Origin of the sequence: Mesorhizobium sp. WSM4989 (assembly GCF_029625795.1) — a bacterium.
Lineage (GTDB): Bacteria > Pseudomonadota > Alphaproteobacteria > Rhizobiales > Rhizobiaceae > Mesorhizobium.
The window spans coordinates 237,018-262,099 of record NZ_JARTVN010000004.1; the positions used below are offsets into that span (position 1 = coordinate 237,018).

At 58.7% G+C, this 25,082-nt stretch carries 19 protein-coding genes; 1 reads left to right on the forward strand and 18 read right to left on the reverse strand.

Annotated features, from left to right (window positions below; genetic code table 11):
• Position 1: 1 nt before the first annotated feature.
• Positions 2–1,198: an amidohydrolase family protein gene (locus tag P9217_RS28220; RefSeq protein ID WP_278055782.1), complete on the forward strand. Its 1,197-nt coding sequence runs from the start codon at positions 2–4 to the stop codon at positions 1,196–1,198.
• Positions 1,199–2,281: 1,083 nt separating this feature from the next.
• On the opposite strand, the gene P9217_RS28225 is transcribed toward P9217_RS28220, so the two are convergent.
• From P9217_RS28225 to P9217_RS28310, 18 genes are all read right to left on the reverse strand, one after another.
• Positions 2,282–3,400: a branched-chain amino acid ABC transporter substrate-binding protein gene (locus P9217_RS28225; protein WP_278055783.1), complete on the reverse strand. Its 1,119-nt coding sequence runs from the start codon at positions 3,398–3,400 to the stop codon at positions 2,282–2,284.
• A gap of 557 nt (positions 3,401–3,957) precedes the next feature.
• Complete coding sequence (locus P9217_RS28230; protein ID WP_278055784.1) at positions 3,958–4,302, reverse strand: DUF6867 family protein; 345 nt, start codon at positions 4,300–4,302, stop codon at positions 3,958–3,960.
• Positions 4,303–4,317: 15 nt separating this feature from the next.
• Positions 4,318–5,046, reverse strand: a complete 729-nt coding sequence (locus P9217_RS28235) for an ABC transporter ATP-binding protein (RefSeq protein ID WP_278055785.1) — start codon at positions 5,044–5,046, stop codon at positions 4,318–4,320.
• Positions 5,046–6,113, reverse strand: coding sequence for an ABC transporter ATP-binding protein (locus P9217_RS28240; RefSeq protein WP_278055788.1), 1,068 nt, complete (start codon positions 6,111–6,113; stop codon positions 5,046–5,048). Before P9217_RS28240 ends, P9217_RS28235 begins: the two co-directional genes overlap by 1 nt.
• A 29-nt stretch (positions 6,114–6,142) precedes the next feature.
• On the reverse strand, positions 6,143–7,531 hold the full coding sequence (livM, locus tag P9217_RS28245; RefSeq protein ID WP_278055790.1) for a high-affinity branched-chain amino acid ABC transporter permease LivM: 1,389 nt from the start codon (positions 7,529–7,531) through the stop codon (positions 6,143–6,145).
• A gap of 10 nt (positions 7,532–7,541) precedes the next feature.
• Complete coding sequence (locus P9217_RS28250; protein WP_278055792.1) at positions 7,542–8,447, reverse strand: branched-chain amino acid ABC transporter permease LivH; 906 nt, start codon at positions 8,445–8,447, stop codon at positions 7,542–7,544.
• A gap of 513 nt (positions 8,448–8,960) precedes the next feature.
• Positions 8,961–9,845 (reverse strand): carbohydrate ABC transporter permease, encoded by an 885-nt coding sequence (locus P9217_RS28255; protein WP_278055794.1) that lies wholly within the window; start codon positions 9,843–9,845, stop codon positions 8,961–8,963.
• Between the two features lie 20 nt (positions 9,846–9,865).
• Entirely contained in the window at positions 9,866–10,798 is a 933-nt protein-coding gene (locus P9217_RS28260; protein ID WP_278055796.1) for a sugar ABC transporter permease, read from the reverse strand.
• A 39-nt stretch (positions 10,799–10,837) separates the two neighbouring features.
• A complete protein-coding gene (locus P9217_RS28265) occupies positions 10,838–12,211 on the reverse strand; it encodes an extracellular solute-binding protein (protein WP_278055798.1) in 1,374 nt (457 codons plus the stop codon).
• A gap of 10 nt (positions 12,212–12,221) precedes the next feature.
• Entirely contained in the window at positions 12,222–13,391 is a 1,170-nt protein-coding gene (locus P9217_RS28270; RefSeq protein ID WP_278055800.1) for an ABC transporter ATP-binding protein, read from the reverse strand.
• 393 nt (positions 13,392–13,784) lie between these two features.
• Positions 13,785–15,974 (reverse strand): N,N-dimethylformamidase beta subunit family domain-containing protein, encoded by a 2,190-nt coding sequence (locus P9217_RS28275; protein ID WP_278055802.1) that lies wholly within the window; start codon positions 15,972–15,974, stop codon positions 13,785–13,787.
• Positions 15,975–16,029: 55 nt separating this feature from the next.
• Positions 16,030–17,211: an extracellular solute-binding protein gene (locus P9217_RS28280; protein ID WP_278055803.1), complete on the reverse strand. Its 1,182-nt coding sequence runs from the start codon at positions 17,209–17,211 to the stop codon at positions 16,030–16,032.
• A gap of 109 nt (positions 17,212–17,320) precedes the next feature.
• Positions 17,321–18,706, reverse strand: a complete 1,386-nt coding sequence (locus P9217_RS28285; protein WP_278055805.1) for an aminotransferase — start codon at positions 18,704–18,706, stop codon at positions 17,321–17,323.
• A 39-nt stretch (positions 18,707–18,745) separates the two neighbouring features.
• The gene (gene gcvPB / locus P9217_RS28290; RefSeq protein ID WP_278055860.1) at positions 18,746–20,323 is read right to left on the reverse strand and encodes an aminomethyl-transferring glycine dehydrogenase subunit GcvPB; all 1,578 of its coding nucleotides are present in this window, start codon (positions 20,321–20,323) and stop codon (positions 18,746–18,748) included.
• A complete protein-coding gene (gcvPA, locus tag P9217_RS28295; protein WP_278055807.1) occupies positions 20,323–21,810 on the reverse strand; it encodes an aminomethyl-transferring glycine dehydrogenase subunit GcvPA in 1,488 nt (495 codons plus the stop codon). Before gcvPA ends, gcvPB begins: the two co-directional genes overlap by 1 nt.
• Before the next feature lie 29 nt (positions 21,811–21,839).
• Entirely contained in the window at positions 21,840–22,979 is a 1,140-nt protein-coding gene (locus P9217_RS28300; protein ID WP_278055809.1) for an ATP-NAD kinase family protein, read from the reverse strand.
• A gap of 24 nt (positions 22,980–23,003) precedes the next feature.
• A complete protein-coding gene (locus P9217_RS28305) occupies positions 23,004–23,777 on the reverse strand; it encodes an SDR family NAD(P)-dependent oxidoreductase (RefSeq protein WP_278055811.1) in 774 nt (257 codons plus the stop codon).
• Between the two features lie 3 nt (positions 23,778–23,780).
• Positions 23,781–25,001, reverse strand: a complete 1,221-nt coding sequence (locus tag P9217_RS28310) for an aminotransferase class I/II-fold pyridoxal phosphate-dependent enzyme (RefSeq protein ID WP_278055813.1) — start codon at positions 24,999–25,001, stop codon at positions 23,781–23,783.
• Positions 25,002–25,082: the final 81 nt, after the last annotated feature.

The window sequence follows — 25,082 nt, forward strand, 5'->3', positions numbered from 1 at the left end:
GATGAAAGTCGCGATCGTTAACATCGGGTCGATTTTGACCGGGGACCTGTCGACCCCTTTTGTCGACGGAGACACGATTATCACGGCAGACGGCCTGATAGAAGCAGTAGGCAACATTGGTGCCGCCAATGTCGAACAGTGCGATGTCATAATCGATGCCAATGGGACCATGGCAATACCCGGACTGATCGACTCGCACGTCCACATTACGTTCGGTGACTACACACCCCGCCAAAAGACCGTCGGTTTTCTTGAAAGCTACGTTCACGGCGGGGTAACGACGTCCATCAGCGCGTCCGAAGTTCATGTTCCCGGGCGCCCGAAGGATGTGACCGGTGTGAAAGCGCTCGCGATCGCCGCGGCCAAGTGCTTTCAGCAATACCGGCCGGGCGGTATGAGAGTTCATGCAGGGTCGCTTATCCTCGAGCCCGGGCTCACCGACGCGGACTTTGCCGAGCTCAAAGCGGCCGGAATCTGGATGGTGAAAGCGGGGTTTGGAGCATTCGCAACGCCATATGAGTATGCCCCGCTCGTTGCATTGGCACGACGTCACGGTATGATTTCGATGGTTCATACGGGGGGAGCGTCGATCCCCGGCTCATCTGGGATTTGGGCCGACCATCTGCTTCGCATGCAGCCGGATGTCTCCTACCATGTAAATGGCGGGCCAATCGCAATGCCTGATGAAGATTTTCCCAGGCTGGTCAACGAGTCCGACATGGCGCTGCAGATCTGCACCGCCGGCAATCTTCGCACGACGCTGCTGGTCTCCGAGCTTCTCACTCGCGCAAATCGGCTCGAACGATTGCTGATTGCAACTGATACGCCCACCGGCAGCGGCATCATGCCGCTCGGAATGCTCTACACGATCAGCCATCTCGCTTCCTTAGGAAAGATGGCTCCGGAAATTGCCATCGCCGCGGCATGTGGCAACAACGCCAGGGTGTACCGTCTCAACAGCGGTACGATCGCACACCGCCGTGACGCCGATATCGTACTGATCGATTCTTGCATGGGAGGCTCCAAGTCCGACGCTCTGTCTGCGCTGAGGAACGGGGACATCCCTGCTGTCGGTGCAGTGGTTACCGGTGGAATTCCACGCTTTGTGGGTCGCAGCCGGAACACTCCCGAAACGATGCGGCGCGTTCGTGTGGCTAAGAGCAATGTTATGCAGGATTTTTCCGGCACAGCTCACTGAATGCCAATAGGTCGGTATGTGCCGGTGAAGGCATTTGGATTTTTGCGTACCGCCTCAATCCCAGCGCCCGCAATCTCCGCAGAACTGATCGGATCAGCCAGAGGACAGAATGCTCGTCGGGATCGCCAGGCCAAAAGGCGCTACCGTGCCGGGAGGGTGCAAAAAGACCTTGCACCTTGCCAGTGTTCAAACTCACCTGCTCCAGTTTGGTTCAGATAGGCTTTCATTGCCTCAGCGAGGGCGAAGGCCCCTCGCCAGCCCAGTTTCACGAATTCGGTGACGGCGTCGCGAAAGCCAAGGCGAACGCAATGGATGGACAGATTCGTTGTCGAGCGCAAAATCCTAGGCCGCCGTCCAGCCGGACGTCTTGAGCTATCTCGTCCGTCCACGTCTTTGCCCACTCGCTGAATGAGCTCAACCATCTTCGGCGCGTTCAACGCCGGCGCCTTCCATGTTGGAGGTCCACCTTGACGTAGCGCCATCGATGTAACGGCGCCCTCGAGGGCAGCGTCGCCAGGTCTATGCTGTGTTTCCTTGCCATCGAGCAGGCGACTGCAACCGCGCGCCTATCCTGCCCGGGGGCTTTGCCGCATGGGACCGAGTTGCTTGTCCGACAGCATCGGATACTTCGCAGGTAAAATGCCGATTGCGTCGATATCGTCGAGAAGGCCTTCCCGCGAAGTCGCGCCGGCCGCCAAGTGGGCCTGCCTCCTCGGCGGGCTGAAAGACTAAGACGAAGTGCCGAAGAAGACCTGCTCCCACCAATTCAGGGGAACTGCGGCGGCAAAGCCCATCAAGGCACGAGTATCGTGGCCGCCGGCATGCAGGAATGCCTAGCCGCGCTGATGCGAACGGCACGACTGAGGTATCTGCGATGTCGATTGAAAGCCCAAGCTGACGCCGGTCCGATGCCTCAAGCCCGCCCTCTTTAGCATGTGTTCAAGTCCGCGTTTCGAGTTTGTCGTTCGACAGCTCGGGATTGCGACGCAGGCGGCCTGTCAAGCGCAAGCGCCGAGCAACGTATATGTTGCTCGGCGCGGGCCCTGTCCGATGGGAGGTTTCGAAGGTTAGGGCCGGAAGGGATCAGTTGACTTCTACGTAGCTGTAGTTCCCGTCGCTACCTTTTCCCCAGCGGTAGACGACATAGTCGGCGCGCGTGATGTCACCCTTGGAGTCATAACCAATGTCACCGATTACGGTTTGGAATGGCCCTTTCGAATGGATGGCTTCGGCGACAGCTTGGGGATCCAAGCTATTTGCCGCCTTTGCAGCCTGGGCAATGATTTGGACAGCTGCATAAGTGTAGAGCGTGTATGCCTCAGGTTCAAAGCCGTCGTCCCGGAACTTTTTCACGATGTCCGCGGCCTTGGGGTTCTTGCGAGGATCCGGCGCAAACGTGAACAAGGCTCCTTCCGCCGCATCGCTCGCAACCGCCGCGAACTCAGCTGTGGCGAGATCGTCGCTACCCATCAAGGTTGCCTTGAGGCCCTGGTCAGCCAACTGGCGCGAGATAAGGCCAGCTTCAGCATAATAGCCGGCGTAGTAAATCACTGTGACACCGCGCGCTTTCATCTTGGAAATCAGTGCCGAAAAGTCCTTTTCACCGACGTTGACGGCATCGTACATCACCTCTGTGACGCCACCAGCATTGATTGCCTTCTTGACCTGAGCAGCCATGCCTTGGCCAAAAGCCGACTTGTCATTGATGATCGCGATTTTCCCATCTTTGAAATGGGAGGCGAGATAGTCGCCGGCTACCTTGCCCTGCTGATCGTCACGCCCGCAGGTGCGGAACACATTCCAGAGTCCCCGCTCGGTAAATTCAGGGATCGTGGATGACGGGCTGATCTCCAGAATGCCGTTCTCCGAGTAAACCTCAGAGGCTGGCATCGAAACTCCAGAGTTATAGTGTCCCACGACAAACTTGATGTTGTCGGCGACAAACTTGTTGGCAACTGAGATGCCTTGTTTTGGATCGGAGGCGTCATCGCCGATCTCGAGCGAGATCTTTTCGCCATTTATGCCGCCCGCCGCATTGATGTCGGCAACGGCCCTTTCGGCTCCACGCTTGAGCTGCGCTCCGAAGGCAGCACCTGCCCCAGTAATGGGACCTGCAACACCCATCAAAACGTCTGCGAACGCTTGGCCAGTTAGTGCGACAAGCGCACCGGCTGCGACCGCGGAAAGTAGCATTTTCCTCATTGCATAGTTCCCTCTATTTAAGCCTACCTGCAGGTCGTTGCACCTGCAACGGACCATCCGACCGTTGCCCTCAGCGGGCATACCGTTGACAGATTGAGTTACATTAATAATGTCTGACACTTTGTCAATCAGTGAAATCGACTGCCCGCTCTCAACGAGCTCACTCAAGCGAGTCGGCGTTGCGACGCACAGACGCCTTGCTGAACCTATGGAACTTGCGAAGGCTGGAACTCACATTTGGCGGATACCGCGGTGACTAAATGAATCGGGCGCAGCCGAGCTGAAGGATCGACACGCCAGGGCGTGCGCGGTGTGGATTTGGTGTCAATAATTCCGGAGGCCAAATTGAGTTGAGCGAGTCATCACGGTAAACGCTAAACGAGATTGCCGGCCTTCACTCAAACATCCGAACACATCGACCCTACGCGTCGTTCGTTCTTCTGTTCCCAGGCCAGAAATCTCTATGGGTCAGAACCCGCTCTCTAGAGGTTTCAGACTTCGAAGCGTGAGTCACTTGTCACGCCGATTCGTCCCCGAGCCGGCGTTAATCATGAACGTCAGGTCTTTGGCTTCCAGCTCAATAAGGAAGCTCTTTCATAGAGCCAGTTATACTGTGTGACCATCTGGTTGGTGCGCGTGTATTGATAGCCGAGGAAGCCCAGGATCATCAGCACGATGGTGTCGACGATATAGTAATGCAGCGAGAACATCGTGCCGTCGAACAGGGCATGATGGATGAACCTGATGCCGATGCCGAGGCCCAGCATGTAGAAGAACAGCTGCACATACGTGCTCCAGGTCTGTGCCGCCGCCTTGCCGGTCATCCATGCCGCCCAGCCGCCGAGCAGGCAGGTGACGAACAGGAACTGCCAGACCGAGGCTTCTTCGTAGATGATGCCCATTGGTGAAGACCCCTCTTAGTGATGTCCGCCTTCGAGATAGGCGGCGCGCACTTCCGGATTGGCGAGCAGTTCCTTGCCGGTGCCGCTCATCGTCACATTGCCATTGACCATGACATAGCCGCGCGTGGCGAGCTTGAGCGCGCCGAAGGCATTCTGCTCGACCAGGAACACGGTCAGCCCTTGCGTCTTGTTGAGCTCACGGATGGCGTCGAAGATCTGCTTGACGATCAGCGGCGCAAGACCAAGTGACGGCTCGTCGAGCAGGAGCAGCTTGGGCCGCGCCATCAGCGCGCGTCCGATCGACAGCATCTGCTGCTCGCCGCCCGACAGCGTGCCGCCGCGCTGGCCGATGCGTTCCTTTAGCCGCGGGAACAGCGTGAACACCTTCTCGACGTCCTCGTCATAGTGCTTCAGGTTGTCGAGGCTGGCGCCCATCTGCAGGTTTTCCATCACCGTCATGCGCGGGAAGATGCGGCGTCCCTCCGGCGACTGGGCGATGCGCAGGCGGGCGATCTCATGCGTCGGCAACTGGGTGATGTCGGTTCCGGCGAAGGTGATGGTGCCGGCGCGGGCGCGCGGCGCGCCGAAGATGGTCATCATCAGCGTCGACTTGCCGGCGCCATTGGCGCCGATCAGCGCCACGATCTCACCCTGGTTGACCTGGACGTTGACGCCGTTGAGCGCCCGGATGTTGCCGTAATAGGTCTCGACGCCCTTGATATCGAGCAGCGTTGTGCCGGCCATTATTTGCGCCCTCCGCGTAGCTTGGCCGTCGAGGACGCTGGGGCCGGCTTGCTCTTCGTCGAACTCGTGCGCGCATCGATCTGCGCCGCCTTCGACGCCCCCTTCGACACGGTGACCCGCTCGCCCTCGTCGGCGTGTTCGACGCTGTCGGAAACCGGTCCCGCCATCATCGAAGCGGAATTGCCGGGCCCGTGCGCTGCGTCCGGCCCGGTATCGAGTTGCTCGATGACATCCTCGTCGCCGACTTCGGTCAGCACCTCCTGCACCTCTTCGTCGTCGACGCCGAGATAGGCGGCGATGACGCGCGGATCGGTGCGCACCGATTGCGGATTGCCGTCGGAAATCTTGCGGCCGTATTCGAGCACGACGACATGGTCGGAGATCTGCATCACCACCGACATGTCGTGTTCGATGAGCAGGATCGACGTGCCGGTGTTGTTCTTGATGTCGATCAAGAGTTCGTTGAGCGCCGACGATTCCTTCGGATTGAGGCCGGCGGCAGGCTCGTCCAGGCACAGGAGTTCCGGCCCGGTGCACATGGCGCGCGCGATCTCAAGACGGCGTTGCGCGCCATAGGGCAGGTCCCCGGCCGGATCGTCGGCGCGATGGACGAGGTCCGCCTTCTCCAGCCAATGCCTGGCGAGCTCGATTGATTCCGCTGAAGCCTGGCGATAGCCGGAGAAGCCAAACAGCCCAAGCATCGTATAGCCCGACGCCTTCATAAGCTTGTTGTGCTGCGCGACCAGAAGGTTCTCGAGCAACGTCATGCCCGAGAACAGGCGGATGTTCTGGAAGGTGCGCGCCACCTTGGCGCGTCCCGGTATCTCATGGTTGGGCAGACGCTCAAGCATGAGGCTCGAACCGTCGGCCCGGCTGAGCGTGATCATGCCCACCGACGGTTTGTAAAAGCCGGTGATGCAGTTGAACACGGTGGTCTTGCCTGCGCCGTTGGGGCCGATCAGCGCTGTAATCTCGCGGCGCCTTGCCTGGAAGGACAGATCGCTGATGGCGAGCAGCCCGCCGAACCTCATCGACAGGTGCTCGACGTTGAGTATGATGTCGCTCATGGAAGTGTGTGCACTCGTGTTCATGCTCGTTAGCCGTGACCTTCCTTAGTGAAAGAACCCGACACTGATTTGCGCTCTTTCAGGAACGCGGTGGGCTCCCGGCTGCCGACGAAACCGCGCGGCTTCCAAAGCATGACGACGACCATGGCGATGCCGAACAGCAGCATTCGGTAAAGCTCTGGCGTAAAGTCTGAACCAAAGATCACTTTCAGGAAGCTGAGTTCACGTAAGATTTCGGTGCCGCCAATCATTACGAATGCAGCAACTGCGATACCCCCAAGCGATCCCATGCCCCCAAGGACGACGATCGCGAGCACGATTGCCGACTCCAGATATACGAAGGATTCGGGAGACACGAAGCCCTGGCGAGCTGCGAAGAACGAACCCGCAAAACCTGCGAACATGGCGCCGGTGGCAAAGGCCGTTAGTTTCGTAGTCGTGGTGTTGATGCCAAGAGAACGGCAGGCGATCTCGTCCTCGCGCAGTGCCTCCCACGCGCGGCCGACCGGCAAGCGACGCAGGCGGATGGTGACAAAGGCCGTGAGCAAGCACAGAAGCAGGATCAGATAATAAAGAAAGATTTTATAGTACGCCCCCGATGGAGCCAGGTGCAGCAGCTTACCGATGTAGTTCGCGTCACCAACGTTGAACGTGGCCAAACCGAAGAAGGATACTTTCGGGATGCCGGAGAGTCCGGCGGCTCCGTTGGTGACCTCCCGCCAATTGATTAGCACCAGCCGGATGATCTCTCCAAACGCCAGCGTAACGATGGCAAGATAGTCGCCACGCAGACGCAGCACCGGAAAGCCTAGCATCACGCCCCATGTAGCCGCCATGATTCCAGCACACGGGAGCAGGATCCAGAATGACAGGCCATAATGTGTGCCAAGCAAGGCGTAGGCATAGGCTCCGACAGCGTAGAAAGCGACGTAACCGAGGTCAAGCAAGCCCGCGAGTCCGATGACAATGTTTAAACCCCAACCCAGCATCACATAGATCAATATCTGAATGCCGAAATTGTCGACCCACTTCAAAGAGCCTTGGAAGCCGAAGGCCATTACTGAGACGATCGGAAACAGAAACAGCATGGTGATACCGATCGAACTAGAATTCCGAGCGATGAATCCTGGTACGACGGCTCCGTGCTGCGCACTGCTTGCGACGGCCTTTCGGCGCTCGAGGGCTGGATGAATGAAACCGACATAGACAAAACGGCCAGTCATCACCAGCAATACGATTGCCGCAAGCGCGCCCCATCGCTGGATAAGAACGAGCTCGTTGCGGATGTTCTGGTCAGTTTTTAGTCCAATCAGCAGTACGAACAAGCCGAACGAAATCACGCCGGCATAAAGCGCCTCTCGAAAAGCGCGCTTTAGTGGATGGACGACGATGACGCCGCCTGCGGTGGTAGCAGCCATTGTCATCAATTCAGACCTTCTCGACTTCAGGATGGCCAAGCATCCCGGTTGGCAAGAAGATCAGCACGATCGCCAGGATCGAGAAGGCGGCGACGTCCTTGTAGTCGATTGAAAAATACGCCGACCACATGCTCTCGATAAGACCAATCGCTAAGCCGCCAAGGACCGCGCCCGGCAGCGAGCCGATGCCGCCCAGAACGGCGGCGGTGAACGCCTTCACACCCGGCACGAAGCCATCAGAAAAGGAAACAACGCCGTAGTACATTAGGAACAGGGTGCCGGCGACGGCTGCGAGCGCGGCACCCATAACGAAGGTAATGGAGATTGTCCGATCGACATCGACCCCGAGCAATGCCGCCATCTTGCGGTCCTGTTCGCATGACCTTTGCGCACGCCCCAGGGATGTGTGGTTAACCAGGTACCAGAAGATAACCAGCAGCACGGCAGTTACGACGACAACGATGATCTGTTTAAGCGATATCGCAATGCCGCCTAGGTCGTATACTTCGGTAAACAACCGAGGAATTGGCTTGTTGCGCGGACCCTGTGCGACCTGCACGAAATTGGAGAGGGAGATTGACATACCGATAGCCGTGATCAGTGGCGCCAGGCGGAACGAGCCCCGCAGCGGCCGATAGGCCACCTTTTCGATCGTCCAATTGTAGAGGCTCGTCAGCAGCATCGCGAGGATCATCATGATCAGCAGCGCGAGCACGATTGGCACCGAAGAGAACAGCGCGCCAAGGATGAGGAATACGATCAAAGCCGCAAACGCGCCGACCATGAATATGTCGCCATGGGCGAAATTGATCATGCCGATGATGCCATAGACCATCGTGTAGCCGATTGCGATCAGCCCATAGATCGATCCCAGTGTCAGCCCATTGATAAGCTGCTGGATGAAATATCCCGCCAACTGCCGGTCCTCCTCCACCAAAAAGTCGATTCCGCAGCAGACCCATGGGCCTCTTGCAGCGGATAAGATTGTCTTACATTAAGGACGTAAGACTAAATGTCAATGTGCGAAATCCGGACGCCATTCCGGGTACGAGGCGCCCAGAGCGACTCTCTCGGCTTAAGAGGGCGAGGCGAGAATATCAAAGACACCATGGGCCTCCCCTGAGAACGACCTCTCTGGGATGAGGGCGTATAGTTCCAACAAGGCGTAATGACCGCCTCGCTGACACTAACGAAATCCGGCGCCGCGCGGTGGGCTTGTCGGCGTGAAACTCCAACCTTCGCTTGCCCACCAGTTGCTTTAATGCGGATTAATCGCAACGCCCGCCGCATATTGTGCGCTCAAGAACCCCGTAGATAGTGATCGTTCCCACATCGTGAGCGTCAGGAAGATTTCGCCAGCGAAGAAAAATGAGCCGCCCAACGAGGTAGTTGGACGGCTCCAGTTGCTGGGAGGTGAACGGTAATTTGCTTAGCCTCGAACTGCGCCGCCTAAGACAAAGCCCTTACGGAACACGCGGTTCAGCAGCAAATAGAGGATCACAACTGGCGCCGAGTAGACGATTGAGTAGGCCGCTATCCCCCCATACCGCGTGACGTTGGCAGCCAGGAACGAGAAGATCTTGACTGGACTCGGCTGCATGTCTGACGATGTGATGAGAACCAGTGGAGCCAGGAAGTTCCCCCAGGTATTCACGAACGCGAAGATCGCACCGGCGGCGATGCCGGGCATAGCCAGCGGCACGACGACACGCCACAAGATCTGCGCGGTGTTCGCGCCCTCGATGCGGGCGGACTCTTCCAGGTCGAGCGGAATGGCATCGATGGCGTTCTTGACGATGAAGAGAACAAACGGAAGCGATGTCACGCCCAGGAACACCGCGGTCGGTATCATCGACAGCCAGTTGAGCGATGCAAATATCTGGTAGACCGGCACGATAACGATATTGATCGGCACGCCTGATAGGAACAGAACAATCAAGAGCGTCGCGCTTTTGAACGGAATGTAGCGTCGCGAGAAGGCATAGCCCGCAAAAATGGACGGAACCGTCGCGACGATCGTGGCAATCAGCGAGATAATGATGCTATTCAAGATTCCCTGCAGCCGCCCGGGCTCGGCGACAGAATAGAAATTGTCCATCGTCAGCGTCGGGAGATGGACCTGGCGGCTCGCCGTGGCATCCACCGACGCAACGACCAGCCAGGTGAGCGGCAGGACGAAAAGCATGCCGCAGAAAAGCAGAGCCACGTTGACGGCCGCGCGATCTGCCGTGAAACGGCGTTCCTTTACCTTGGGCGCGCCGTCCAAAACCGCACCGCCGGGCCTGAAGCGACGTTCATCAGCAGTGATGCTCATTTGATGGTTTCCTCAAATGTCTAGGCGGCTTTTTGAGCCCGGTTCAACCAGCGGTCGATGCCGACGAAAGCAAGCCCGAGCAACGCGGCCATGAGGACAATGACGTTCCCGAGCAGGGCGCCATAGGCCAGATTGCTGAAGCTGAAGCCTTGCAGGTAGGAGTAGACGGGCAAGATGTTGGTTTTCCCGCCTGGGCCGCCGCCTGTCATCATGAAGACGAGCGTAAAGTTCCCGAAGGACAGCAGCGTCATCATCAGCACCGAAGTCATGATCGTCGGGCGCAACATGGGCAGGGTGATACGCCACAATCGCTGTGCGCCCGAGGCATTCTCGAGCATGGCGGCCTCGATCATGTCCCGGGGTATGTTCTTTAGTGCCGCGGCGAACATGAGCATGGATAGGCCGCACAGGGACCAAGCGTTGGCAGCGGACACGATTGTCATCGGAAACTTGAACAGTAGGTCGGAGCCGGGCACGCCCAGAACCGTAGGAAGGACACCGCCCGCGGTTGATACCGCAAACCAGACAACGGCAACTGTCGCCGGCGGGAGAATGCAGGCGAGCATCGCTAGAGCGCCGACTATTGTTCCGAAAGCCGGGAGAGCCTTTTCCATCAACAATGCGAGGATCAAGCCCACAACGGTCGAGGCTATCGCGCCAGCCCCGACCACAAAGTAGATAGTCAGGAGGACGGAGTGATAGAACTCCTTGTCGCGCAGCATGTACTGAATGTTGTACGCGCCTGTGAACCGATAGTGGAGAGCATTGGCTCCGATGAGCTGCAGATTGGTTAGCCCCAAATAGAACGCATAGGCTATTGGAACCAAAAACAGACCCGCCAGAAGCAGCGCCGCCGGCGAAAGCAGGAGGGCGCTGCTCCATTCATAACGTTGCCGATCAAACCGAGGCGTCACCATAACAACTACCTTCTTGGGTTTGGGACTTGTTCCCACGGCTTGATCCTTGCAACTGTCACCCGACCGGCAGGTGGGTTACTTCTTGACCATTACCTGGTCCGGCCCCAACTGGTTGGCGACGTAGTCGCTCATTTTCTGCACGGCGTCGTCGACCGTTACGGTCGGGTCCAGGACCACAGCCTCGGTAGCGGTGATGAAGCCCATGGCCCAGACCGGATAGCCCGCTTTGAGGGGTATGCCGACCGACAGCGGCAGGATCTTCTGGAAGCCTTCCTGGAAAGGATCGGTGGCCAGCCAGTCCTTGTCGTTGGAGGCTTCAGGCGTGGGCGGAGTCCATCCGTTGAAGGCCGCCATCAGAAGATTGTCCTTGGTCATCTGGAGCTCGATGAACTTCCAGGCGATGTCCTTGTTCTTGGAATTGGCGTAGATTGAGCTGCCCCAGCCGCTGAGCGCGGATCCAACGCCGGGTGCCTGGCCATTGACGGTGGGCAAGGGAGCATACCCCACCTCGTCCTTGGCGTTCGGAGAGTAGGGCGCAGAAACCTTTTTGACCCATTGCAGGCTGAACCAGTTACCGGCCAGCGTGATGCCGATATGATGGTTGGGAATCTCTGTGGGCGGTGTCGCGATGGCGGTGGCGTTCAGGAGTTGGGACGCCGGCGCCAGCAGTCCTTCGGCCGACGCGGTCCGGTACGCATCGATCACCTCACGGATTCCCTTGCTGTCTACCACCCACTTCTGGCTGGAGGCATCGTAGATGGTCGGATCGGATGACCCAAGCAACAGGCTGTTCGGACCGTAGGATGCCGCACTTGCACCCTGCGCAGTGCCAGTAGACAGCCAGAGAGGCCAGGCGTCAGGGCTCGACGACTTGATCTTGCGGGCGGCGTCGAGAACATCCTTCCAGGTCTTCGGCTCCCAGGGCATTGCAATGCCGGCCTTCTTGAAGAGGGTCTTGTCATAAAGCAGACCCATCTCGTTCTCGCCGTGACTGATCCCATATGTTTTGCCGTCGAGCGTGTACTCGGCCTTCACGGAATCCGGGATCGTCTTGTACCAGTCGGCCTTGGCCGCATATTCGCTCAGGTCAGCCAGATAGCCGCTTTCGATCCACTGGACGATGTTCTGGTTCGACAGTTCCGCCAAGTCAGGAGCCGTATCGGGCGAGCGATAGAGCAAACCCATCTTGTTTTCGAAGTCCTTGTAGCTGCCGGGGACCGGGATGGCTTCGATGGTGACGTTAGGATTTGCCTTCTGGAACTGGTCAATTATGCTTGCCCAATAGGCTTTCCCCAGCTCGGGAGTAAGCGGAACGAAGTCCTGGGAATAGGCGACCCTGAGGGTGATCTTTTCCTGTGCGGTGGCCGGCGCCAGAAAAGCAATCATTGTTGCCGTGATCGCAAGAGACCCAAGAATAACCGACTTCGACATTTTATTTCGATTGCGCATGCTTTTCCCCTTATTTGTGCTGCACGGTTAGAGATGGATCGGAGGGCGACAGGTTGCGCGATTTGGTGGCACTGACGTCGGTCGTCAGCAGCGCGTCGCCAGTTTCTGGGTCGAATAGGTGCAGGTCGTGGACGTCGAACGCCAAATCGACGGTGTCGTCCACTTTCACGGGAGCAAAGCTTGGGAACTTTGCATTCACCAGATCCTCGTCGATCTTGACCATGACGAAGGATTCGGCGCCCGTGGTCTCGATGCTGACGACCCGGCCCGAAATGCGCTGATCGCAGCGCGACGGGGCGTCCTGCATCCAATGCAGGTCTTGGGGTCTGATGCCGCCCTGCACTTTGGGTTTCGCCTTCGACGAGAGGGCCGCGACCTGGACGTCCGACAGCTTGAAAGAACCGCCGAGCAGCCGAACGGAAGCGCGCGATTCGATCCCGAAGAGATCGCCATCCACGATATTCATCTTCGGAGAACCGATGAAACTGGCGACTTCGCGGTTCATCGGGTTGCGGAATAGCTCTTGCGGCGTGCCGATCTGCATGAGGTGACCGCGAGCAAACACGGCAATGCGATGACCCATGGTCATTGCCTCGACCTGATCGTGCGTCACATAGACGGTCGGGACCCCTAACCTCTTCTGTAGGTCGGAGATTTCAAACCGCATCTGGGTGCGAAGCGCGGCATCCAGGTTGGAGAGCGGCTCATCCAAGAGAAAGAGCTTCGGCTCATGGATCATGGCGCGGCCGAGAGCCACACGCTGCCTCTGTCCGCCGGAGAGCGCGGCAGGCTTTCGATCCAGCATGGAAGTGAGGCCAAGCATCTCGGCAACGCGCCGCACTCGCACGGCGCGTTCAGCCTTCGGCTCATGCCTGACTTCCATGCCGAATGACAGGTTCTTCGCGACCGTCATATGCGGATAGAGGGCATAACTCTGGAAGACCATTGAGATGCCCCGCTCGCCAGGAGGAAGCAGTGTCACGTCCTTGTCGTCTATCCAGATACGCCCATAGGACGGCGTCTCCAGCCCCGCGAGCATTCTCAAGGTGGTTGTCTTGCCGCAACCCGAAGGGCCAACGAGCACAAGAAACTCGCCGTCGTTGATCTCGAAATTGAGTTCTTGTACCGCGGTGTAGTCTCCAAACATCTTGGAGACACGCTCAAAGCGAACTTTCGTCATCGGCTTCGCAGTTCCCCTTTCGCTCTCAGGGAGCAGTTACCCAAGCCATGCATTATGCATGCCAGATTTTTGGAGAACCATTAAGCAATTGAAATATATAAATTTTATCGACAACGTCTCAGCATCTGAGACGCTCGGTGAGACGGCTTTCGAGATTAGGCCGTCGTCTCACTTGCGAGACTAGCCCGCCTGAAGACAGGTCCACGCAACCCCAAGATGGGATCAGCTGGCAGGAAAATCTCTAACGACTTCGGCTGACTTAGCGCCGTCTTGCCCATCAGCCACGCGCAACGCAGTTTGATACATTTGCTATCTTATCGGCATCCCTCATGGCGAATCACGGCGAAAGCGCCGGACCAACCACCAAAACCCAAAACCACCACAGCGCGCGTCCTAGCCGCGGGTCGGCGGTGCGCCCCCCAGCATCTTCCTGAACACGTTCTCGGTGATCTGCGAAACTGAGTTTTTATAGTCATCGTGATAGAGCGCGCTGAACCACTGCATGGTTCCGACCGAAAAGACGAAACCACCTGTGCGCGTCTCGAACGCCACGATGTCCGACCGAACGCTCCGATAGGGTGGCGGTAGCGCGAGTTGATTGGATTCGCGCAGGTCCTCGATCACCGGCTGGTACATGGGCGCAAACCCCTCGGCGCGGGCCAACAAGGTTGCGTGTGATGGGCTACCAAGGGCGTAGTCGAGACGGTCTATCTCATCCCCTGCCGCGCCAATGCCAATGCCGAGCGTTCGGAAGTCGCCAATTCGAATGCCTTCGGGCACGCCTTCGAAAAGCTCGCGTGCGATGGGAACCGCACGATCCGCGACTTGATTGTGGGGCCGGGGAGGTCCGGCATGATCGTTCGCATCATATCCTTGTGCCGTGAAGCCGACGCCGACCAGTTGTTGCGGCGGCCTGCCTCTCAAACGCCAAAGCCCCGCGATTTCTCCAGTAAGTGCGTTGTGGCCCTCGCCCGGCCGTGACGTCCAGTTACGCGAACCGTTCGGCCGGCGCACTTCGATGAAGGAGCCGCCCGGGGCGACGGAGGTGACCCAGTAAAAGCCATTGCCGCCCATGTAGGCCAGGCTGCCACCTGTGTCGCGATAACGCTCCAATGCATTGAGCATCTGTTCTGACACGTATTCGGGGTGCGATCCGGTGAACACGCCTTTGTACGGCTTCAGCAGGTCTAGCCCGAACTCATGCAGATCGTGATCGGTAATGACGTCGATCGCCAGATCGCGTTCGTTCGCCCAATCGAGGAAATAGAGATCGGCGCTTAGATGGCGCGCAAAGGGGATGCCCTCCGTCGTAAGGACGAATCCTCTATGGGGCCGGATCGTCGGAATCGGGTGCAAACCGGATGCGTGAGGAACCCCGGTGCTATCCTCGTAGAGATCATAAAGGCACTTGATGCCATCGATGCCGCGGCTGGGATAGTTTCCATAGGCGAGGTAAGTGAAGGTCGGCACCAACAATGCGACGTCCGCTTGCCTTTGCCCTAGAGGCGGCGAAACAACGAACGGAATATCATCGTATTCGTCGCCCGCGGTAATGCGCACGATGTAGATACCGCTCGTCAGGTTTTCAGGCACGGTGAAGGAAAAGCTTTCGTTCCAATTCGCATCGGTGAGGCCATCCCGATGAAAATGGATCGCCGAGTATCCGTTTCGGTCAAACCGGAAATCGTCGATCGCGCCGGTCCAGTGCGGCCCCGTGATCGCGCGCATCGGCCTTTGCCTGGTTGTCCCGTGAAGCGCGTTCGCGGAGGCGTCGTGAATCAGGGTGCCTTCATGGCCGATGTTGAAATCCCAAGCCGCGAGGCAATCGGCGATGGACACAAACTCGGAGTGATCGCCAATCAGCGCGAGAGCGTCGATTTCATGGTTCGGAAGGCAGCGACCGTAGACAACCGGACTGGCGATCCTGCCGTTGAAGCTATCTTGCGCATAGCCTGCCTGTCCCCTACCTGCAAGGAACAGCGCCACGTCCATGGACGGCGATTGAACGACCAGTTGCAAGGTCGTCGGCGCGACCGTTTCCAGGGTCGGATCTTTAAAATGGCGTCCAGAGTGGATGGTCAAACCATACGTGCTTGCCAAGTAGGAAACGCCGATCCACTGCCATCGGCCGGTCTCCAACTGATGGCATGCAGTGACGCGCCGCTCACCCGACTGAAAGAAGGTTCGGCCACTGCTGTCCAGTCCCAGGCGATAGCCCCGACCAGCGTCATCCTCCCGCGATAGCAGCACCTGTTCCCTGCCGTTCTGGAGGGTCGGAAACACCCAGAGGAACACCGTGAAATCGCCGTGGAGCGCCAGATGGTTGCTGGCCGCGATTTCGATGTATGAGCCTGGCCTGATTTGCTGCTCGCCGCCCTCGTAGGAACCGTTTAGCGAAACATCGATTGGCAGGAGTTTTTCGCCCGGCCCTGCCGGATCCCTGTCGCCCTGGAAAATGCGATAGAGTTGGGCATGATATGCGCCCGAAGGGGAACTCACCATGAAGGACAGGGCCTCGCCCGGCCTCGCAGTCAAACGGTTTGTATAGCCTGTGAGCATGCTGGTCTTTGTCTCGCCGTCCATGACCGGAACCAGGGTGTGGGGTGCGGCCAGTCTGCAGCCGCACCCCTTATGATGGTTAGAAACCCGACTTGAAGCTCGACCAGGCCTGCAGCCAGTCGTCATAAGTGGCGAACTTGTCAGATTTGCGGGGTGGCTGGCCGTAGATCTTGGCGGAGCCGAACTTCGCATCGAAGTTATCGTAGTCGAAGAGCTTGCGCGTGTTTGCGTCCATCAGCGGCGGCGCCTTTTTTGATACCGAGCAAACCGCGTTGTTCTTGGCACAAGCGGCCTGCACCTCGGGAGTAAGCAACTGGTTGATGTAGGCGTGGGCGGTGTCGACGTTTTCCGCGGTCTTGGTGATGAACCATGCGTCCACCCACACCGCCGGACCCTCTACCGGGAAGATCGCGACCGTGTTCACGTTCTGCTTTGCCAGCTCGATCGGAAGCGCGGTCCACACGTTGAAGCATGCGGCGATCTCGCCATTGGCGAAAAGAGAGACCATGTCGCCGGCTGATGTCGCGAACACCTTCGATTGCTCACGGTATGGCTGCAACTTCGCGAAGACATCCGCGACCTCTTCCTTGGTGAGGTTCGGGAACTTGTCGCGGTATCCGGCGATCTTGGCCATCTGGGGCCACGCGGTGAGCGGGCTGTCCATGAACGCGATCTTGCCCTTCAATTCCGGCCGCAAAAGGTCCTTGTAGCTGGTCACCTCGAACCCGACGGCGCTCGGATTGAGGACGATCGTATCGACGCCCCAGGTCCACGGGATACCCCACTGCTTGTTGTCCCATTTCCACATTTCGCCGTTGAAGAACGGGGGATACACGTCGTTGGCGTTGAAGTTCGGGATCTTGGACAGATCGATTTCCTTCAGGATACCCATGCCACTGAAGAGGTCGTTATAGCCGTTGGAATACTCGGCCAGATCCAGCCTGACCGGGTCGCCCACGAACTTAGCGGTGACATCATCCTGGCTCGCGATAACAGTCGAGCGCATGTTGACATTGTGCGCCTTGCGCCAGGCTTCAGTCTCCTTTTCCATTGCATAGCCTTCATAGGCCATGATTTCGAGCTGGCCCCCGACTTCGGCATGTGCGGGTGGCGCCCAGGACGCCAGAGTAGCTCCGGCTGCGAGAGCGCCGGACGCGAAAAGGAACTGTCTTCGGTCGAGCCCGGCCGACCGAAAAATGTAGTCCCTGCGCTCCTCAGCGATATTGTCGCTGTTATCGAATAGTTTGTTCTTGTCAGACATTTCATTCCCCTTTCATTTTGAGTTGGATTGTCTACGGCCTCCTAGCCAAGCCCGCGTCGCTCTGCGCTTTCTGAAGCGAACGATTGGGCTTGGCGTTCCTTTGCCCGGCTCACGCCGGAAAACTGAACTCTTCAATCGCGTCGCGGGTCGCACCCACGATGATGTCCGCCTCGGATTTGGTCAGGCATAGTGGCGGTGCGTAGCCGATCACGTCCGCTTGCGGCATCGGCCTGGCAATCACACCCTTTCGGCCGATCTCGGCGACGATGCGCGGAACGACAGTGTCGCTTGGGTTGAATGCCGACTTGCCATCTTTAAGGGAAGCGAGTTCGACAGCGCACATCAACCCTTCACCCCGTACCTCCACCACCGCGGGGTGGTTGACGAGAGCGGAGGTGAGTTCGGCCTTCAGGTAGCCACCGACCTCGCGGGCATTGGCTACCAGCCCCATTTCATCGATAAGCTTGAGGTTCGCGACGCCCGCGGCCGCGCAAAGCGGGTGGGCGGAGTATGTCCATCCGTGCCCAAAGGGCCCATGTGTGTTGGTGCCGTCGCGGATAACGCTCCAGACATCTTCAGATACGATAGACCCGGACAGGGGCGCGTAGGCCGACGTCAACCCCTTGGCGATGGTTATGATATCGGGCCGGATGTTATAGTGCTCGCTTCCGAACATCGAACCCAGTCGACCGAAACCTGTCACCACTTCGTCGGCAATGAGAAGGATGTCGTACTTCTTCAGAATGGGCTGAATACGATCCCAATAGCCTGCCGGTGGCGGCACGATCCCTCCGGTTCCAAGCACTGGTTCGCCGATGAAAGCCGCGATGGTGTCGGCGCCTTCCTTAGCGATCAGTTCCTCGAGCCGTTGCGCGAGGTAGTCCACGAAGGCCTCGTCGCTCATCTCTGGGTCGGGCCGACGCAGACCGTAAGGCGCCTCGGTGTGTTTGACATATTCCAACGGCAGGCCGAACTGCTTGTGGAAGAGCGGTAGTCCAGTCAGCGAACCACTGATCAGCCCAGAGCCGTGATATGCCCGCCAGCGGCTGATGATCTTCTTCTTCTCAGGGCGTCCCTTCACCTCGTTGTAGTACCAAACGAGTTTGATGTTGGTTTCGTTGGCATCCGATCCGCTGAGGCCGAAATACACTTTGGACATGTGTTTGGGAGCACGGTCCAGTATCATCTTGGCCAGTGTGATGGATGCTTCGGTGCCGTGGCCGCCATAGGCATGAAAGTATGCCAGTTTGCGGGCCTGTTCGGCGATGGCATCCGCGATCTCTGTCCGGCCGTAACCGACGTTGACGCAGTAAAGCCCGGCAAAGGCATCCAACTTCTTGCGGCCGTCGCGGTCCTCGACGAACACACCCTCGCCTCTCGACATGACAGTGCTAGTAACTTCTTGCCGTTCGAACGCGCCGTAGGCCGTAATCGGGTGCATGAAGTTTTGCCGATCCCATTCGGCAAGCTGATCGTTTGAAATTCGAGCGTCCAATTTCGTGTCCTCTTCCTTAGTCGGGGGCAGCCAGCGTCCTCAGGCCGCCGTGTTTCCTTCGAGCTCAGCGCCCCGGTGCTTCCGCACATAAGCGCGCCAAGTCATCGCCCATCTGTCCGGATCGCCCGGCCAGGTTCCCTTCGCCTTCGAAATCGGCTGGTTGTAGGGAGCATTCAGAATGATTGCCGGGTCGGAATAGGCTTCGTCCGATATTCGCTGTACCGCCGCGATCCACTGATCAATGTCGTCCTTCGACCAGAGTTCTCCCGCCTCTGGCGTAAACGGTTCGTCGAGAATCCAAGGCTCGTGGCTCATCCACCAGGGATCGATTCCGAAATCAGCCAGTCTGTTTGCCGCCGCGGCGGTACCGACACCAGTGTCCAGCTTCATCGGGCCAAGTCCCCAGCGCGTCATTTCCATGCGCCATTTCTTGATCTCGGGATGGGACTTCTGGAGACCGCGAATGGAGGAAAGCTTGTGATCGATGTAGTTGTTGGCGACGACCGAGATATCGGACGCAAGGTCAATGCCTTCGGCACCCAGGGACCTTGTCCAGGCATATGCTCGCACCATCAGCGGCACGTTGCCCCAAAATTCCCGGATCTTCCCGCATGATTGCGGACGATCCATATCGGCATGATACTTGTCGCCTACCTTGACGACGACCGGAGCCGGAAGGAACGGCGCAAGCTCCGGGGAGCATCCGAAGGCCCCCACGGCCGGTCCGCCGCCGCCCTTTGCGCCGCCGAAGGTCTTGTGCAGCATGAACATGCATGCGTCGAAGCCAAGCTCCCGCGCAGCGAGTTTGCCCATGACGCCGTTGAAGTTGGCGTGGTCATAGAAGCTCAAACCTCCGGCCTCTTTGACGATGCGCACCCACTCTTTGATCTGCGGATTGTAGATGCCCATGTCGTCGGGATTGCCGATCATCAACATGGCGGTGCGCTCGCTGACTGCAGCCTTGAGCGCCTCAAGGGACGGGTAGCCGGTCTCGGTGAGAGGAAGATTGATGACCTTGAACCCTGCGGCGGCGGCCGTTGCGGGATTGCACGGATGGGCCTGCACCGATGTTATGACCTCATCACGTACATCCAGCTCTCCCTTCGCCTGGAAATAGGCGCGCGCCACGGCGCACATCGTATAAGCAGCGTCCGCTCCACCGCCGGCCTGGAAGACGAACTGGTCCATGCCGGACAGGACGCGCAGGGTCCTGTCGAGGTCGTGAATGACTTCCAGGGTTCCCTGAAGTGTATCCCCATGCTGGTAGGGATGGGTTTCGGAGACCTGAGCACGCACTGTCTCGGCCTCAGCCATCTTGCTGGAGTACTTCATCGTGCAGGTGCCGAACAGGCTGATGCCCATCATGCCGAGCGTCTGCTGGCTTAAGTGGAGGAAATGCCGCTGCACCTCGAACTCGGTGAGCTCGGGCATGTCGGGGGAACGCTTGCGCACCAATTCCGGGGGGATCAGATCGCGTGTGTCACCCACCGTCTTGCTGACAACCGCCTCCGGCTGCCCATAGACCTGACCTCGCGCACCCGGCCGCCCAAGCTCCATGACGATGGGTTCGTTCCACCTGGCCGCATGAAACTGCCGAAGTTCGTTCTGTTTGCGCATCAAAGGATTCTTTCCAGGCTGGTCACGAGACGCTCGATGTCGGCCGCGCCGTGAATTTCCGTCACGCAGAAAAGCGAGGACTGGCCGAATTGGGGCAATTCGTTTGAGATGTCCTTGCCGCCGAAAATGCCATCGGCTCTCAGCGCGTCGTTGATCTCTCGCACCGATTTGCCCGTGCCGTCGAAGTTGACGACGAATTCCTTGAAATGGTTTTCGGGCCAAAGGATTCGCACACCGCGAACCGCGCCAAGCCGCCTGGCAGCAAAGCGTGCGCGAGCCAGGATCAGGGCGCCGAGTTCCTCGAACCCTTTGGGACCGAGCAGGCTCATATAGGCGGCGTTCGCTACCGCCCACAAATAGACCGAGGTACCGGTCCAATCATTTCCCGACTCTCGTGAGCCATAGGACGTTTGATGAAAATGAGAGAGGCCGAATGCATATTCTCCGGCAGTAATGGTCTCGTCGATCGACACGAGGAAGCCGTTGTACTGGCGTACATAGCGTTCATTGTCGTGCGTTGCGATGAAGCCGCCTGTGCCACCGCCGCCGTTCATGTGGACGCCGAGCGGTTGAGTAGGGCCGACCACGATGTCGGCGCCGTAGTCGGCAGGTGGCGCGAAGATCCCCAATGAGAGCGGATCAACGCCGACGATGGTCTCTGCCTCAACCTTGCGGGCGGCGGCTGCAATCGCGGCCGCCCGCGTCTCGAGAGTGCCAAGATAAGCGGGGTTCTCGAAATAGACCGCCGCGACCGACCGGTCGAGCTTCGCGTTGAGATCCTTGATGTCCAGACGACCGTCTTTCGGATCGCACGCCACCGTTACCAGTTCGATGTTGCGTTCCATGTCGCGCGGGCCGCAATATGTGCGGATCACGGCCAGCCGCTCAGGATCGGACAGGGCGCTCACCAGGATTTTGTTGCGTCCCGTCATCCTGGCGGCCATGCGTATAGCGTGGCCGGCGGCGCACCCCCACGAATAGACAGGCAACTGAACCACATCCATGTTCAGGAGCGCGCCAAGTTGGCTGCTGAATTCGAACCAGGCCTGGTTGCGGCCGACATCCGACTGTGCCGAACCCCAGATGTTGGTGGAGAACTCAGTGCGAGAGACGATTTCGTCGACGACGCCCGGGACGAAATGTTGCCACACGCCGGCGCCCAGAAAGCTAAGGTTCTGCTCGCAGTCCCGGTTCTTGGAAAGTTTGGACCGAAGCACGCGACGCAGCTCCACTTCCGAAGTGATAGGCGCCGGCAGCTCAAGGGGTGCTTTGCGGAAGTGGTCTGCCGGAATCTGTTCAAAAAGCTCGCGTGGGCTGGCCGCCCCGATCTCGCGCAGCATCGCTTCCAACTGACCCGGCGCAGAGCTTGCCATCCAAGGATGCGACGTTCTGGAGGACGTGCCCGCAAATCTGTTCGGATACGGGAGCGCGTCGGAGCGCATTTCGCTCGTGCGATCGTTTTGGCCTTTGTTATCTTCCTGGATCATTTCCATGTTCAGCCGTTTTGCAGTTTCGGTTAGACGAGTTGCATGATCATCGATCGCTTCGGACCGGTGCGAACGCGGGCGTAGCCGCGCATCCCGGCGTCCAATTCCGCGCAGCCGGTATCCAGGATGAGCTCAGGTCTACGCAGTTTTTGGAGTTTCTCTGCACCTGCGAGCATGGTGAAGCGATGCGGCCAAACCTTCCTGATAAGGTCCGGTCCAATCTGCTGGTTGCCGCGTCCGCAAACGAAACCCTGACCGCCGGTGATACCGACGATGACGCCGACGGGCCCTTGCCTTGCGAGACTGATCGCTTGATCTGAGGTGAGATCGGTGCCAACGAGCTGCCGGTCCCTTACAGCATCCACTCCAAGCAGGGTTCCACCGAGACCCATCGCATCAAGCGGACGTTTGGCGGTCGTGCCTGGCCCGATGAGATAGGTAACCGCTGGTTCCATTTCGCCAGCGATTTCGCGCCCCAGCAATCTCAGCTGTAGGTCGTCGGTTGAGAATCCTGATGACTTCGCCGTTTGGACGAGCCCGCGTACACGGGGCACGTTCATGTACCCGAACAATCGCGCGTTCAGGTGTCCAGCGCGAAGCAGATCCTCGTCGATATCCATGACCTCAGCTTCGTCGAAGTCCCGTCGAGCACTGTCCTGGATCGCCAAGTCGACAAGCAGTCTGCCAGCCGCTTCGGGGGTCAGGGCAAAAACGCCGGAATGCATCTTGACGCCGGCCGGAATACCTATGACGGGCAGTTCCCTGCCGATTACTTCCAGGATGTCGCGGGCCGTGCCGTCGCCGCCGGCGAAGACCAACAAGTCCACATGTGCTTCGAGAAGCTTCTGCGCCGCTGCCTTGGTGGAACCAGGAGAGAAACCCGACCCCAACTCGAAGAGGTCCGAGATCAATCCGCTCGCCGCCAGGGTGTCTCCTCCCATTTCACCGCCTGGTGCGAGGAAACGGACAGGCAGGTTTGCATCGGCCAGTATCCGAAGAGCACGAAGAGCACGTTTGGCGGCGATGCGCGCCGCGCCCAGTTCTTGTGCACGCTTGAGCATCGCGTCTCCGTCAGTGCCCTTAAGGCCGACGGAGCCGCCCATCCCTGCAACCGGATTGATGATCAGGCCAATCCTCATCGTGCTTATTCGGCCCAGGTGATCAAACAAGATCGACCTGGCCTTTCCTCCCTCTTATTCCTTGACCGGAACCGTGTAGTTGAGCGCCAACCGGCCGCCATCGGCATAGATGACCTCGCCCGTCACGTAGGAAGAGTCATCCGAGGCAAGAAAGAGCGCGACACGCGCGATCTCCTCGGCCTCTCCCATCCGGCCCAGAGGCGTGCGAGAGAGTTGCATGCGCTTGCTTTCCGGCGTCGCCCTTGCCGTGACCATTTCGGTGCTGATGGTGCCAGGGCCGATGGCGTTGACCCGGATACCCTGGCTGGCGAGGGCGAGAGACATGGCCTTGGTCAGTTGGTTCACGCCGCCCTTGCTGGCGCAGTAAGGAGCGATCCCCTCGATGGCCACGACCGCGTTAATCGAAGACATATTGATGATTGAGCCAGCACGGTTGGCCGCCACCATCGTTCTGGCGGCTGCCTGACCTAGCAGGAAGGCTCCGCCCAAGTTGATTTTGAGGGTAAGGTCCCATTCCTCCGGGGTGAGTTCGAGAAATGGTTTCGGCCGACTGACTCCAGCATTGCATACACAGATGTCGATGCCGCCGAAGTGTTCGTTCGCCAAGCCAACGAAGCGCTGAACCGAGACTGGATCGCTTACGTCGAGATGAGCTCCAACGGCACTGCCGTCACCCTGATTTATCGATGCCGCGATGCGTTCGATCAAATCACCTTGGATGTCGCCCAGGACCACATGCGCGCCCTCTTTTGCAAAGACACGCGCGCAAGCCTCGCCGATGCCTTGGGCGGCGCCGGAGATGATCGCAACTTTTCCTGCCAACCGCATGACCTACTCCCGATTTGACGCGATCAATGTTCTTGAGGACGCATGATGTTTAAGGACATGATCCAGCATCTGCTCCAGGTCGGCCCAAAGATCGCTTGCCGCTTCCAGGCCGACGCTTACCCGCAGATAGGTCGCGGCACCTTCGCGCTGCTTCAGGTGCCGATCAGCGCCGATCTCCATCGGAGCAATGATGCTTCTGGTGCCACCCCATGAGGCTCCAATGGCAAAGGTTTTCACACGGTCGATTGCTTCATCGATTCGATCGGCGGCCACATCGGGCAGCTGGATGCTGAAAACACCGGCACTTCCTCTGAAATCGCGCTTCCAGACGTAATGTCCCGCGCATTCGGGAAGAGCTGGATGCAAGACTTTGAAGGGATAGCGGTTGGCTATGCGCGCAGCGAACTGGAGTGCCTTGTCACCAGCATGCTGCAGGCGGACGGCCATGGTCTGTATGCCTCTGATTGCGAGGGAGCATTCATCGGGTGAAACCCCGACACCCAAGATGCTCAACGAGCGCCGTATGCGCTCGTGGAGGCCGGGCTCGTTGGTTACAATTGCGCCCAGCAAAAGGTCGGAATGACCGCCGCAATACTTTGTCAGGGCTTCAGACACCAAGTCGGCGCCAAGCTCGAGCGGCCTGCACAGAAGGCCTGTCGCCCAGGTGTTGTCGCAACCAACGAACGCGCCCGAAGCCTTCGCAAGCCGGGAGAGCTCGGGAATGTCGGCGACTTCCATCGTGGTCGAGCCAGGAGACTCCAGCCAGACAAGCTTCGTGCGGCCAGGTTGGATGCGTGCCTGCATATCCTGCGGATCTGCCGGATCAAACAGCTCGGCTTCGATGCCGAGTGTCGACAAGATCTCACGGCAAAACTGCTTGACTGGCGGATAGACGTTGTCAGCAACAAGAAGGTGGTCACCCGTCGAAAGGATGGCCAGCATCGCAAACGTGATTGCCGCCTGACCAGAGGGAACAACGATAGACCGGCGAGCGCCGTGGAGCGAGGCGATTTGTTCTTCCAGGGCCCTGGTGGTCGGCGTTCCGGACAGGCCGTACGTGTACCCGTCGGGGGCACGGTCTGCACGGTGACGATAGTCGGAGGCGGTTGGGAAAAGGATCGTCGAGGCGCGATAGACAGGTGTTGACAGGCTGGCGAAGCCATCGAGATGGGCTGCGGGCGAGATCACGCACAGCGTCTCACGGTGAGCCTGACTTGGCGACATGTTGCGCTCCGCAGCTGGCTCGTAACCCCGATTGGAACCACTGAGCCCGTTTTGAAAAGGCGCCTTAGGTGGCAGCTACTG

Bases quoted from the DNA above. Each gene is read 5' to 3' on its own strand.
- P9217_RS28310 (WP_278055813.1), bottom strand. From the start codon at position 25,001: ATGTCGCCAAGTCAGGCTCACCGTGAGACGCTGTGCGTGATCTCGCCC.
- P9217_RS28240 (WP_278055788.1), bottom strand. From the start codon at position 6,113: ATGAGCGACATCATACTCAACGTCGAGCACCTGTCGATGAGGTTCGGC.
- P9217_RS28280 (WP_278055803.1), bottom strand. From the start codon at position 17,211: ATGTCTGACAAGAACAAACTATTCGATAACAGCGACAATATCGCTGAG.
- livM (WP_278055790.1), bottom strand. From the start codon at position 7,531: ATGGCTGCTACCACCGCAGGCGGCGTCATCGTCGTCCATCCACTAAAG.
- P9217_RS28230 (WP_278055784.1), bottom strand. From the start codon at position 4,302: ATGGGCATCATCTACGAAGAAGCCTCGGTCTGGCAGTTCCTGTTCGTC.
- P9217_RS28235 (WP_278055785.1), bottom strand. From the start codon at position 5,046: ATGGCCGGCACAACGCTGCTCGATATCAAGGGCGTCGAGACCTATTAC.
- P9217_RS28305 (WP_278055811.1), bottom strand. From the start codon at position 23,777: ATGCGGTTGGCAGGAAAAGTTGCGATCATCTCCGGCGCCGCCCAAGGC.
- gcvPB (WP_278055860.1), bottom strand. From the start codon at position 20,323: ATGCGCAAACAGAACGAACTTCGGCAGTTTCATGCGGCCAGGTGGAAC.
- P9217_RS28255 (WP_278055794.1), bottom strand. From the start codon at position 9,845: ATGAGCATCACTGCTGATGAACGTCGCTTCAGGCCCGGCGGTGCGGTT.
- gcvPA (WP_278055807.1), bottom strand. From the start codon at position 21,810: ATGATCCAGGAAGATAACAAAGGCCAAAACGATCGCACGAGCGAAATG.
- P9217_RS28265 (WP_278055798.1), bottom strand. From the start codon at position 12,211: ATGCGCAATCGAAATAAAATGTCGAAGTCGGTTATTCTTGGGTCTCTT.
- P9217_RS28220 (WP_278055782.1), top strand. From the start codon at position 2: ATGAAAGTCGCGATCGTTAACATCGGGTCGATTTTGACCGGGGACCTG.
- P9217_RS28275 (WP_278055802.1), bottom strand. From the start codon at position 15,974: ATGGACGGCGAGACAAAGACCAGCATGCTCACAGGCTATACAAACCGT.
- P9217_RS28225 (WP_278055783.1), bottom strand. From the start codon at position 3,400: ATGAGGAAAATGCTACTTTCCGCGGTCGCAGCCGGTGCGCTTGTCGCA.
- P9217_RS28270 (WP_278055800.1), bottom strand. From the start codon at position 13,391: ATGACGAAAGTTCGCTTTGAGCGTGTCTCCAAGATGTTTGGAGACTAC.